The 13697-nt window shown below is 40.7% G+C and carries 5 protein-coding genes and 2 tRNA genes; 4 read left to right on the top strand and 3 right to left on the bottom strand.

Features of this window, described 5'->3' with window-relative positions:
- The first annotated feature begins 12 nt into the window (after window positions 1-12).
- The 4 genes from brxC to brxL are packed head-to-tail and all read left to right on the top strand — an operon-like array spanning window position 13 to window position 11779.
- Window positions 13-3645, top strand: coding sequence for a BREX system P-loop protein BrxC (gene brxC, locus MN210_RS09835; RefSeq protein ID WP_338412134.1), 3633 nt, complete (start codon window positions 13-15; stop codon window positions 3643-3645).
- Window positions 3645-7175, top strand: a complete 3531-nt coding sequence (gene pglX, locus MN210_RS09830; RefSeq protein ID WP_338412133.1) for a BREX-1 system adenine-specific DNA-methyltransferase PglX — start codon at window positions 3645-3647, stop codon at window positions 7173-7175. Before brxC ends, pglX begins: the two co-directional genes overlap by 1 nt.
- Window positions 7175-9670: a BREX-1 system phosphatase PglZ type A gene (pglZ, locus tag MN210_RS09825; protein ID WP_338412132.1), complete on the top strand. Its 2496-nt coding sequence runs from the start codon at window positions 7175-7177 to the stop codon at window positions 9668-9670. Before pglX ends, pglZ begins: the two co-directional genes overlap by 1 nt.
- Window positions 9671-9700: 30 nt before the next feature.
- Window positions 9701-11779 carry a BREX system Lon protease-like protein BrxL gene (brxL, locus tag MN210_RS09820; RefSeq protein ID WP_338412131.1) on the top strand — a complete coding sequence of 693 codons (2079 nt, stop codon included), beginning with the start codon at window positions 9701-9703 and terminating at the stop codon, window positions 11777-11779.
- A 53-nt stretch (window positions 11780-11832) separates the two neighbouring features.
- On the opposite strand, the gene MN210_RS09815 is transcribed toward brxL, so the two are convergent.
- From MN210_RS09815 to MN210_RS09805, 3 genes are all read right to left on the bottom strand, one after another.
- Window positions 11833-13191 (bottom strand): tyrosine-type recombinase/integrase, encoded by a 1359-nt coding sequence (locus MN210_RS09815; protein WP_338412130.1) that lies wholly within the window; start codon window positions 13189-13191, stop codon window positions 11833-11835.
- Between the two features lie 162 nt (window positions 13192-13353).
- Window positions 13354-13440 (bottom strand) — tRNA-Leu (locus MN210_RS09810).
- Window positions 13441-13558: 118 nt separating this feature from the next.
- Window positions 13559-13632 (bottom strand) — tRNA-Cys (locus MN210_RS09805).
- Window positions 13633-13697 lie beyond the last annotated feature (65 nt).

The raw sequence follows: 13697 nt of genomic DNA, 5'->3' as shown, positions 1-13697 counted from the left end.
AAAGGGATAAAAATGGATAAGCTAAAAAGTATATTTGCAAAAAAAGTTGATAGATCAATTGAAGGGGTTATTAAAGCTGATGATGAGGCCAGCTTAGGTCTAGAGCTTGATGAATATGTCTTAACTAATGAAGTTGAAAAGCGTCTTGAATACTTTTTGAATGCCTATAACAACTATAGCGGCGCTAATGGGGTTTGGATTTCTGGCTTTTTTGGTTCGGGTAAATCTCACTTACTAAAAATGCTTGCCTTGCTACTAGAAAACAGAGAAGTGCAGTTTGAAGGCGCAACTAAGGCAGCACTAGATTTGTTTTTGCCAAAGTGTGATCACAATGTGATTTTACGCGAAGAGCTACGTAAAGCAGTTGATATGCCGTCACAAAGCATCTTATTTAATATTGACCAAAAAGCGGATGTTATTAGTAAGACTCAGTTTGATGCCTTGTTGGCTGTATTTGTTAAAGTTTTTGATGAGATGTGTGGCTATTATGGCAAGCAAGGTCATATTGCACAGTTCGAGAGAGATCTTGATAGCCGCGAGCTTTATGAAGGCTTTAAACAAGCTTATAGTGAAATGGCGGGTAAGAGCTGGGAGAGAGGTAGAGAGCAAGCGTTGCTTGAAGGTGGCAATATTGCAAAGGCGTACAGTCAGGTAACCGGTGAAGATGAGTCTCTAGCAAAAAACATTTTAGATAAATACCGCAGTGAGTATCGTCTTTCGATTGAAGACTTTGCTGAGCAGGTTAATGACTATATTGAGAAGCAAATCAAGGATAATGATTTAAAAGACTTTCGTCTGAACTTCTTTGTAGACGAGGTCGGTCAATATATCGCCGATAACGTTAAGTTAATGACAAACTTGCAGACGGTGTCAGAAAGCCTAGCAACTAAATGTCAGGGTAGAGCTTGGATTATTGTAACCGCTCAAGAAGACATGGATACGGTGGTTGGTGAGACGGGTAGACAGCAAGGCAATGACTTCTCAAAGATTCAAGACAGATTTAAGAACCGTATGAAGCTCACCAGTAAGGACGTAGCAGAAGTCATTCAAAAGCGCCTTCTGGTAAAAAATGAAGCAGGGGAGTCTGTCTTATCAAAAGTATATGACAAAGAGGCGAACAACTTTAAAACCCTTTTTAGTTTTTCTGAGGGTACTCAGAAGTATCAAAACTTCAAGGATAAAGAGCACTTTGTTGATAGCTATCCCTTTATACCTTACCAATTCCCGCTATTTCAAGCTGCCATAACCAATCTGTCACAGCATAATGCCTTTGAGGGCAAGAGTAGCTCAGTGGGTGAGCGCTCCATGTTGGGCGTGTTTCAGCAAGTGGCTATTAAAATCAGTGATAATCAAATAGGTAAACTGGCTACTTTTGATTTGATGTTCGAAGGTGTTCGCCACACTCTTAAATCAAATATTCAGCGCGCTATTATTAATGCAGAGAATCATTTAGATAATGAGTTTGCGGTACAAGTTTTAAAAGCTTTATTCCTAGTGAAATACATCAAGGAGTTCCAGCCAACGCTACATAACCTTTGTGTATTGATGTTAGACAGCTTTGATAAAGACATATCTGAGCTAAGACGTGAAGTGGAAGAGGCCTTAAACTTATTAGAGAGTCAGACGTATATCAGACGTACCGGTGAGCTTTATGAATATCTGACAGATGAAGAAAAGGATATTGAAGAGGAAATCAAAGCGACAGATGTCGATAGGTCAGCTGTAGCTGAAGAGCTATCAAAAATCATATTTGGTTATGCTATTAAAGATACCAAGATTCGTTATGTGTCAGATAAGTCTGGAAGCTCGGGGCAGGATTATGCCTATGCAAACAAGCTGGATGATGAGCTACATAGCCGTCCTCAGGAGCTATCCATTAATGTCATCAGTCCCTTCCATGAGAATTCAGAGAATTTTGAAAACTTAATTGCCAGCTCTACTTTTAGTAGTGATGATCTGTATGTTGTTCTTCCCTCTGATGCCAGAGTGATGAAAGAGATATTAATGTATAAGCAGACAGACAAGTACATCAAACAAAACTATTCAAGTACCCAGCAGCAGTCAGTTCAGCGTATTTTAACTGAGAAGGGGCAGCAGAATAATGAGCGACGTGCAGAGCTACAAAAACGAGTGGCGAACCTAGTTGGGCAGGCGAGGCTACTTGTGGCAGGCAAAGAAGTAACCTCCAAGTCTAGTGACCCTCAGTCTCGTATTAATGAAGGATTTAATGAGCTGATTACACGAGCATATCCTTATTTACAGATGCTCAATGGGGTGAGCTATAGCGAAGCTGATGTTGCCAAAATTATTGATGCGACTCAGAGTGACCTTTTGAGTGAAGGTGCTAATTTGTCAGAGCCTGAAAATGAAATATTGATAAAAATTAAAGGCAATAAAAATGAAGGCACCCGTTCAACGGTTAAGTCTATTGTTGATCTGTTTGAAAAGAAACCTTACGGCTGGCACCACACGGCAATTCTTTGTACTTTAGCTAAGCTTTATGTGCATGGGAAAGTAGAAGTTAGGTTAGATGGTAACTTGCTTGAAGACAAAAAGTTGGCGAGTGCTTTGGTTAATACCAAAAACCAAATTAATCTAGTATTAGAGCCACAGATTGAGTTTACTTCTTCGCAGGTTCGTAACCTAAAAGACTTCTATCAAGACTTTTTTGATAAGCCGCCTAGCAACCATGAAGCGAAAGCTCTGGCTACTGAGACCATTGATGGTATTCAAGAGAAAATAGCAGGATTAGAGCGACACCTAAGCGAGAGTCAAAGATATCCGTTTATCGCGGCTCTAAATCCAGCTGTCAAGCTGCTGAAGCAAATATCCAAACACTCTTATGACTGGTACCTCACAGAGCTGACAAGAGGTACTGGTGATGAGCTGCTAGATATCAAAGAAGCGACTATAGATCCATTAATAAGATTTATAAATGGCCCTCAAAAGGAGATTTATGACGAAGCTAAAGTTTATTTAGCCCGTCAAGACTCTAACTTTAGTTACTTAAAAGGGGCTGAGCATTCGGTGCTTAGTCGACTGCTAGAAGATGACGATATCTATAAGGGAGGCAGAATCCAAAAAGCCAAAACCTTACTGGATAACCTAAAGCAATCTGTTGACGCTGCTCGCAGTCAGGCTGTTGATGAGTCTATTGAATCTATCAAAGCCTTGCAGTCAAGAATGCAGGAGTCAGATGAGTATAAGAGCCTGCCTGATATTAGACAGCAAGAGTTTGATGAGCCTTATACTAAAGTAATAGAAGACATAAAAGAACAGCACTTGATTGCGGTTATCAAAGAGCGCGAACGTATCTTCACCCAGCAAGCGCATCCGCGTAACCTAAGTAGACTTATTGAGCTGGTTAATAAGTCTAAAAAGGTTGAAACGACTCATGAAGACGTACAGCCAGTGATTCATGAAAATATTAGCACTGATAATAAACAGTCGGCTGATGCTGATTACGCATCAGAGGAGTCCAAAGAGGTGTCTGAGCCTGTGGTTGAGTATGTAACGGCAAGTGAGGTTAGTGTAGATTATAGCCGTGCCTGGTTAGATAACGAAAATGATGTAGATGAGTATCTACAGGCTATGCGACAAGCACTACTTAAACAAATCAAAGACGGCAAGAAGGTGTACGTGTAATGGATACAGCAAGTTTAAAGAGATTTGCCCAGCAAGCGCGCAAGGACTTAATTGAGCAGGTATCTACCAAGCTAAGATTTGTACTAGCTGAGGGCAGTCTAGCTCGGCGTGAGTCTGCAAGCTCAGTGGCCAAGATTGAAGAGATTATTCGGTCACATGGTGAGCAGTACCTGATTGAGCGTGTTGCTTACATCTGGTTTAACCGCTTTAGTGCCCTGCGCTTTATGGATGTCAATCACTACACCCGTATCGGCGTTGTTTCACCAGCAGAAGGTCAAACTCAGCCAGAGATACTTGCCGAAGCCAAGATGGGCCATATAGACGATGCACAAATCCCGTCTGACATCCGAACACAAGTACTTGATCTGCTAAACAACCGCGCATCCAGTGCAGACCCACAAACAGAAGCTTATCGTTTACTGCTAGTGGCAACCTGTAACCACTGGTTTAGCATCATGCCGTTCTTATTTCAAAGAATTGATGACTACACCCAGCTACTCATGCCAGAGAACCTACTCTCTAGCAGCTCAATCTTAGTAGAGATGCATAAGGTCATGACCGCCGAGGTCTGTCAGGATGTCGAAGTTATTGGCTGGTTATATCAGTTTTATATCTCAGATAAAAAAGATGATGTCTTCGCCGGTCTTAAGAAAAACAAAAAGGTCACCCCAGAGAATATACCAGCTGCCACACAGCTGTTTACCCCGCACTGGATTGTCCGCTACTTAGTAGAGAACTCACTGGGTCGACTGTGGCTACTCAACAACCCAGACTCGAATTTAGCAGACAGCATGGAATACTACATTAAGCCTGCTGCAGAAAACGACGAAAGCGACTTCTTAAAAATAAACAGCCCAGAAGAGCTGAAGATATGTGATCCAGCCTGTGGTTCAGGTCATATGCTGACCTATGCCTTCGACTTGCTATACAAGATATATGAAGAAGAGGGCTATGACGCCTCAGAGATTCCGTCGCTTATCCTAAACCACAACCTGTACGGTATTGAGCTTGATGAACGAGCAGGGGAGCTGGCTGCTTTCGCCTTAACCATGAAGGCACGTGCCAAACATCGCCGCTTCTTTAGCAAAAAGGTGCGTCCGAACATCTGTGTGCTTGAGCCGATTAAATTTGAACAAGACGAGCTGACGGAGTACATGGACTTTGTGGGCCGTGACTTATTTACCAAAGACTTTGAGAAGACGCTGACTCAGTTTGAAGAGGCGGATAACTTTGGGTCATTGATACGCCCTGAGCTGACTGATGTTGATGAGATAATCGAGCAGTTAGAACAAAAAGATGTGTCAGGACAGCTGTTCTTAAGTGATACGCATAATAATGTGCTGACGGTACTCAAGCAAGCTAAGTATTTAAGCCCTCGCTATCATGTGGTGGTGGCTAACCCGCCTTATATGGGTAGTAAGGGAATGAATGCCAGATTAAGTGCTTGGTCTAGAAAGGAATATCCTGATAGTAAATCTGATTTATTTGCCATGTTTATAGAGAGAGGCTTGGAGCTTGTACCTAAGTATGGCTATAGTGCCATGGTTACCATGCAGAGCTGGATGTTCTTACTATCATATAAAGAGTTTAGAAAAAAACTTGAAAGTATTGCATCAGTCGAAGGCCTATTACATATGGGCAATATGGTTCTGGGAATAGCGTTTGGAACGGCTGCAACTATTTGGCGGCTGAATTCTGTACAGCAGCCTCTAAGACAGGGGGCGTATTGTTATGTCGATTACAGTGATATAGGTGAAAATGGGAAGCCAACAATTTTCCCGCCTGAGAATATTAGAAATAATAAGCTGGATTCACAGAAACGTCTCAAATATTTACCAGCATCTGAATTTAGTAAAGTGCCAGGTTCTCCAATAACATATTGGATTAGTGAAAAATACAGAGATCTTTTCTTAAAAAACGCTTTATCTGATGTAGGCGAAGCAAAGCAAGGTTTAGCAACGGCCGATAATAATAGGTTTGTTAGAAACTGGCAAGAAGTTAGCTATGAGCGAATAGGCTTCAATATAAATAATGAATTAGACTCTATTCAGAGTCTCTGCTTTTGGTTTCCCTATAATAAAGGGGGAGAAAAGCGCAGGTGGTATGGTAACCAAGACTATTTAGTCAATTGGCATGAAGGTGGTTCTGAGATTAGAAACTTTACAGATGCTAATGGTAAAGTAAGATCTAGACCGCAAAATGTCGAGTATTATTTTCAAGAATCAATTTCTTGGGGGTTAATTAATTCAGGAGGATCTTCATTCAGATACTATCCAACAGGTTTTATTTATGATGTTGGTGGGATGAGCTACTTTCCGAAAGGCGATATTTTCCCTATTTTAGGAATGCTTAATACGAAGCTTTACAGCGATTTAACTAAAATCTTAAATCCTACAGTAAACCTGCAAGTTGGTGATGTAGCATCGCTACCCTATAGTGTGCCTGAGAGTAAAACAGAGGAAATTAGAAGTACTGTATCTAAAAATATCGAAATAGCCAAAAAAGACTGGGATTCATACGAAGACTCATGGGACTTTACAACGCTGCCTTTATTAGAAGACAGCTATCGTAAGCCAACGCTTGAAGATACCTACAAACAGCTACGCAGTCATTGGCAACAAATGACCGATGAGATGCAGCAGCTAGAAGAAGAGAACAACCGCATCTTTATCGATGCTTATGGTCTACAAGACGAGCTCACGCCTGACGTCCCTCTAAAAGAGATTACCCTCACCTGTAATCCGCATTATCGCTATGGCGGAGACAAGACAGACGAAGAGCTTGAAGAGCTACTGTTAGCCGACACCATGCGTGAGTTTATCTCCTATGCCGTGGGCTGTATGTTTGGACGTTATAGCCTAGACAAGCCAGGTCTGATACTGGCCAACCAAGGCGATGACATCGACGACTACCATACTCAAATACCCAGCCCGACCTTTGCACCAGACAAAGACAACGTATTGCCTATCTTAGATGGCAACTGGTTTACAGATGACATCGTAGACAACTTCCGAAAGTTTGTAAAAGTAACCTTCGGTGAAGACCATTATGATGAGAACATGCACTTTATCGAAATGGCACTGGGTAAAAACGGCAAACCAAAAGACATCCGTGACTACTTCTTAAAAGACTTCTATAACGATCACATCAGACGTTATAAGAAGCGGCCTATCTACTGGATGTTCTCAAGTGGTAGCTTTAACGTCCTCATCTACATGCACCGCTATCGCCCAGATACCGTAAGTGTGGTGCTAAACAACTACCTACGCGAGTTTAGAACCAAGCTGGATGCTCAAAAGAGCCGCTTAGAAGCAATAAGCATCAGTAGTAATAGCAGTCAAAGTGAGAAGACCAAAGCTGAAAAAGAGATCTACAAGATAGACAAGACGCTGATGGAGATTGATGCTTATGAGCGTGACACCTTATATCCACTAGCGACTAAGCAGGTAGAAATAGACCTAGATGATGGGGTGAAGCAGAACTATCCAAAACTGGGTGATGCATTGAAAAAAGTGACAGGGCTGAGCTGATGAGCAATAGAATCAAAGCAAACTTAACCAAATTGTTCAAAAGTAATCGTATCGTCTTTTGGTACGATGATAATAAAGACTTGCGAGACGAATTCGAGGCACTTGAGCTTGATGATATAGAAAAAATTGTCTTAGACAATAATGAATTTGGGGTTAAATATAGAATACTTCGGGAAGAGCCGAAGCAGCAGTTCCTGCTTTATCACGAAGGTCCTGAGCCAGATTATTTAGATAACTGGCTGCTGGATGTGCAGTTGGCGCATACCCAGTTTAAGACAGACCAGATATCCATATGGCTATCAGAGCTTGCACTGTCTCCTGATTTTGAAGAAGTATTACGTGCTCATGCTAGCTTCTTTGAGTCTGACAGTCGCATGCAAGCTTTAAAAAGCCTCATAGAGCGAGAGGATACCGTTGCCGACTTAGAGCTAAAAATGCTGGCAGTATGCACAAAGTCAGATCCTATTTTGGACTTGATAATAGAGGCGCTACTGAAAGAATTAGCTGAAGATAAGAACGATAAGCTAATCATGCTACAAAAATATGGTCTAGAAGATGTTTTGTGGAAGAAAGTGAGAGGCATCTATGGCTATCAAAATGATGAGCCAAGCATCAGAGACTTTGCCATTGAGCTGTTCCAATCAAGCTATGAGCTCAGTACAAAAGGTACCTCGAGCTTATTGCCAGATGCTTTGGTTTTCTTTAAACGCTGGAAAGACAATCGTAAGCAAAAAGAGGCCTTTGAAGTCTTATCAGATAAGTGTGCAACGATATTAAGCATCGAGAATGATTTAAATGATCGAGATTTAGACAGTGTTTTAGACGTTGATTACTTTAAGTTAATAGATTTACGGATTATCTCCGACCTCATTAATAAAGTATTAAACAGCGATGTGACGTCAGATAAGGTCTCTGTATGGGTGCGTCAACGTAGACAGAGTCACTGGTACTCAAGCTTTGAGCATATGTATCAAGCCATTGATTATGCGGCACAATTTATCCATCAGCTGAACCAAGTAGACTTGACGATGTCGAGCTTGACCGATGGGGTTGAGTGCTACAGAGACTCGTGGTTCCGAGTAGATCAGCTGTATCGTAAGTATGTCTATCACAAAATCAAAGCGGATCAGCCGACACTTCTAGGTCAGTTAACTGAAAAAGTTCAAGGCTTATACTCCAATAACTACCTGCTACAGCTGGGGAATAATTTCTCTGAAACTATTCATAAGGGTGATGAATGGAGGGCTGACTCGATACCCCTACAAAGCAGCTTCTTTGAGCGCTATGTTCGTCCATTTATTACGAGCAATAAAAAGGTGTATGTCATCATCTCAGATGCGCTCCGATACGAGATTGCTGATGAACTCAAACAGAAGATTCGTCAAGAAGATCGCTTTAGTGCCGAGCTTACACCAATGCTTTCGATGCTACCAAGCTATACACAGTTAGGTATGGCTGCATTACTGCCTCATCAAAAGTTAAGCTTAGCAGAAGATGGAAAGGGCAGTGTGATAATTGACGGTACTAGCACTCAAGGTACTGAGCAAAGGCACAAAATATTGAATAACGCCTTAAATGGTAGAGGGCTTGCCATTCAATCTGACAAATTTAAACAAATGGATCGTCCAGAGAGGCGCGAGTTATTTAAAGATAACGATGTTATCTATTTCTACCACAATAGAATTGACCATACTGGTGATAAGCTTAAATCTGAAGGAGAGGCTTTTGTTGCTGCACAGGATACGGTAGAAGAGCTTATCGATATGATTAAAAAGCTAGCTGCTACCAATGCCTACAATATACTTATTACGGCAGACCATGGCTTTATCTACCAGAATAATGAACTTGATGAAAGTGACTTCTCAATGGCATTACCTGATGGCGATATCATGACATCAGCAAGACGATTTATCTTAGGTAAAGGCCTAGCAGAATCTCCTAGTTTGCACCATTTCACCTCAAGCCAATTGGGGCTGGAGGGAGATATAGAAGTACAAGTGCCTACTTCTATTAATAGACTGAGATTAAAAGGCTCTGGTAGTCGATTTGTACATGGGGGTGCCTCTCTGCAAGAGGTTGTTGTTCCAGTCCTTGCTATCAACAAGGCGCGTGAAAGTGATGTGAGATTAGTTGATATTGAGGTGCTTAAACGTCAAAACTCACTGATTACATCAGGACAGCTGGGTATTATGCTTTATCAAAGTGAACCTGTGACTGATAAAGTACAACCTCGAGTAGTAAGACTGGGTCTCTATACTAAGGAAGGTGAGCTAATCTCAGATACCAGAGAGATTAACTTTGACATACGCTCGGATAATGCTAGAGACCGGGAAGAAAGAGTTCAACTGTTACTGTCACATGAAGCAGATAACTATAATGGAATGGATGTATTTCTGAAACTCGAAGAGAAGGTTCCAGGTACGAGCAAATATAAAGAATATCAATCGTTCACCTATACAATACGCCGCTCTTTTACGAGAGACTTCGACTTCTAATAATTTAGATTGCTTATATTGGGATGTTTTATGAGTCAGTTAGATAACAAAATTAACGAAAGCTTTGCAGGACTAGTTGTACGCAAGGATTTGGTTAAAAAGGTTAAGGGTAACGCCATTGTACCCACGTACGTACTAGAGTATTTATTAGGGCAGTATTGTGCGACTGACGATGACGTCACTATTGAGACCGGTATTGAAACTGTCAAAGAGATTCTCAGAAAGCACTATGTACACCGCAATGAAGCAGGCCTTGTCCGATCTAATATTAAAGAAAAAGGTCGCTATAAAGTTATTGATAAAGTGAGTGTCTCATTAAATGATAAAAATGACGTTTATGAGGCTCAGTTTTCTAACTTGGGAATCAATAAGGTCTTAGTAGACTCTAACACTATAAAGCAGCATCCTAAGCTTTTGGTTAGTGGTGTCTGGTGTATCGCTGATGTTGAATATGAGTTTACAGAAGATAGAAATGTTTCACCTTGGATACTGGAGAGCTTAAAGCCTATTCAGCTTTCTCGCTTTGAGTTTGATAGCTACTTGAGTGCTCGAGAGCAATTTAATACAGAAGAGTGGATTGATCTGCTCATTCAGAGTATTGGTTTTGACCCTGAGCTATTTGGGAAAAGAAACAAATTACAGCAGTTGATTCGGTTAATTCCATTTTGTGAGCGTAATTATAATCTCATTGAACTTGGGCCTAAAGGGACAGGTAAGTCACATATCTACTCAGAGTTTTCACCTCACGGCATTTTGATATCTGGTGGTGAGGTTACTGTACCCAAGTTATTCGTTAATAACTCGTCGGGTAAGATAGGCTTAGTGGGCTACTGGGACTGTGTTGCTTTTGATGAGTTTGCAGGTAAAGAAAAGCGTGTAGACAAGTCCTTAGTCGACATCATGAAAAACTATATGGCTAACAAGTCATTTTCGCGTGGTGTAGAGACCTTAGGTGCTGAAGCTTCAATGGTGTTTGTTGGTAATACTCAGCGTACCGTGCCTTATATGCTTAAACACTCCGACTTGTTTTCTGAGTTACCGCCTAGTTTTTACGACTCAGCATTCTTAGATCGAATTCACTTCTATATTCCTGGCTGGGAGGTAGATATTATTAGAAGTGAGATGTTCTCTTTGGGCTATGGATTTGTGGTTGATTATCTGGCTGAGATTTTACGCTCACTACGTAGCCATGATTATTCTGATAGATACCAGCAGTATTTCACTTTATCTCCGTCTATCTCTACTCGAGATAGAGATGGTATTAATAAGACCTTCTCTGGGTTAATGAAGTTAATTTACCCCAATGGTGAGGCTAGCAAAGAAGAAATCGAAACTTTACTGCAATTTGCAATGGAAGGTCGTAAACGGGTTAAAGACCAAATTATGCGTATCGACTCTACCTATAGTGAGGTCGAATTTATCTATGAAAATGAGTCTGGTGAAACCATACAGGTACGAACCCTGGAAGAAGAAGAATATCCACGTTACTACCATCGATCTATATCTGAAGGTGAAAGTGAGCAGGACAGTATAGTAGAGCAAAAAATGCAGCAATCAAATAGTAGCTCTGCTAATGCATATCAAGAAAAGCCTTTATTGCCAGGGCATGAAATATTTAAAGAAGGTAGACGAGGGATAAGCTACGATAATCTCTTTGGTCCATACCTTAAAGGTGCTTCAAATATACGAGTTATAGATCCTTACATTCGTAAGTTTCATCAAATTAAGAACTTTGTCGAGCTGTTAGAAACCATTATAAAAGTAAAAAGGCTTGATGAAGAGGTAAATGTCCAACTTATAACGGTTGAGGATAACATCCCTGAAGTTGCTGAAAATCAAAAAAAAGAATTGGACCAACTTGAAGGTCAAGCATCCAAAGTGGGGATTAATTTAACGGTAGATTATTTAGAGGAGGGTAAGATACATGCCCGCTCTATTTCAATTGATACAGGCTGGAAAATTTCCTTAGATCGAGGTTTGGATATTTTCCAAAGTTATGGTGGTCACTTGTCTTTTGCAGATAGATTGCAAGAAATGAGGGCATGTAAAGGGTTTGATATAACCTACATACAGACAGATTTCAAAAATAGCTCAGAGCTGATCGAGTAATATTTTTTAGATAATAGTATGTTTCTCAATCAGATTAAAAATGTATATATCGCCTATAGCTTACCTTCAAGCATCTTTAATACCTTTTCCTCACCCAAATTATCAATCAAAGCCTGCAGTTCATCTGCAGGCTTTTTTGCTGTGTGATTATGTATAAACTGATCCGTACTCGTACCATCTCTAAGCGCATCTAAGTAGTCAGCCCATTGTTGCATCATTACGGCTCTATCATCGATATACTCAAATCGCCCGTATGCTGCTCCGTTTGGATCTTTAGTAGTATGACCCAAAGCCATCTCAACAAGCAGTAGAGGATACTTTAAATGCTCTTGTAAGATGGTTTTAGCCGTTGCTCTAAAGCCATGCACACAATGTGTGCCTTGATAGCCTAATTTGTTAAGCTGTTTAGTAGCTGTATTTTCAGAAATGATGTTATGCTTTTTAGCAGTAGGACTATAAAACACATACTCAGTATGACCGTTTAACCTCTGCTGTTCACGTAAAATCTCAACTGCTTGTCTAGGCAAAGGTACAACCATATCCTTAACCATATTTACCTTGCCTTGCCCTTTTAACGGCTTAAGCTTCCATCGACCTTCGATTAAGTCCAAATCATTCCAGCGCATTCGTCTAATATCACCATTACGAACGAACAGCATAGCTAATAGCCTAAGTGAGTTCATAGTATTCATATCTGCATCTAAGGTCTCAATATCCCTTAACAGCTTAGCCAACTCTTTAGGTTTAGTGACTGCTGGTCTGTGACCATAACGAGCAGTGGCTAACTGACTTTTAATTAAGTCCGCTGGATTTGAGTCACAAAAACCACGAGCACCAGCATACACAAATATATCGCTGGCAATACCAGCACATCTTTCAGCCTTATCCGTAGGCTGTCCTTGATTATTAAGCGAGTTGTTTTGAATGTCGAGCAGCACCTCTAGCATTTTTGGCGCTGTTATATCTTTGATAGGCTGATCACCAATATAGTGGCATAGAAGCCCTATACGTCCTTTTTTTCGCAATAATGTATTTGGCTTTTGGACTTGCGCTAAATTGTCAAAATATTCCCAAGCAAAGTGCTTAAAAGTATTGTTAGTATTACTTAGAATTGATTGTTCTTTTTCTTCACGATAGTCTTTAGGATCAATATTTTTACTAATCAGATTTTCATACTCATGCCATATCTCATATGCACGAGAAAGCTTCACATTAGGATAAACGCCTAATGAGATTCTCTTACTTTTTTTAGTGATAGGGGAGTTGTAACGATAAACCCATGACTTCGTACCATTGGGTCTGACCATCAAATAAAGCTTGGGGTGGTTCTTAACAGACACAAGGTATTCTTTATCTTCAGCTGTATGGCTGGAGATACTGCGATCAGAAGAGATGGGTTTGCGTTGTGTCATGGCGGTCTAATCCAATGTACATTTAAATCAGTGTACATCAGAGTGTATATTAAATGCAGGGATTAGTGTAGATTCTACAGGACAGTATAATACACCAAATACAACAAAGCCCTTGATAAACAAGGGCTTGAGAATAGTATAAAACTATATGGAACTATGTAATGGTACCCGGAGCCGGACTTGAACCGGCACGCTATTGCTAGCGAGGGATTTTAAATCCCTTGTGTCTACCAATTTCACCACCCGGGCAAAACTTGTGATAATTGAGTCCTTAGTGGAGAACTCTGTAAGTGCGCGTATATTATCATAAAATTAATATTCGTCAACACTTTTTTTCTTTAACTTGTTAAAAGTTTAAGATCAAAATTGGAGGCTGAGGTCGGAATCGAACCGGCGTCCACGGATTTGCAATCCGCTGCATAACCACTCTGCCACCCAGCCATTTGAGGTGACCTATAATACCAAAAAAAATTAAAAATACAAGCTATGTTGGCCGTATTTTGCAA

Source organism: Psychrobacter raelei (assembly GCF_022631235.3).
Lineage (GTDB): Bacteria > Pseudomonadota > Gammaproteobacteria > Pseudomonadales > Moraxellaceae > Psychrobacter > Psychrobacter raelei.
This window is presented reverse-complemented; position numbering and strand designations above follow the sequence as displayed.

Excerpts from the sequence above, each read along its gene's own strand:
- brxC (WP_338412134.1), top strand. The coding sequence starts at position 13 with ATGGATAAGCTAAAAAGTATATTTGCAAAAAAAGTTGATAGATCAATT.
- pglX (WP_338412133.1), top strand. The coding sequence starts at position 3,645 with ATGGATACAGCAAGTTTAAAGAGATTTGCCCAGCAAGCGCGCAAGGAC.
- pglZ (WP_338412132.1), top strand. The coding sequence starts at position 7,175 with ATGAGCAATAGAATCAAAGCAAACTTAACCAAATTGTTCAAAAGTAAT.
- brxL (WP_338412131.1), top strand. The coding sequence starts at position 9,701 with ATGAGTCAGTTAGATAACAAAATTAACGAAAGCTTTGCAGGACTAGTT.
- MN210_RS09815 (WP_338412130.1), bottom strand. The coding sequence starts at position 13,191 with ATGACACAACGCAAACCCATCTCTTCTGATCGCAGTATCTCCAGCCAT.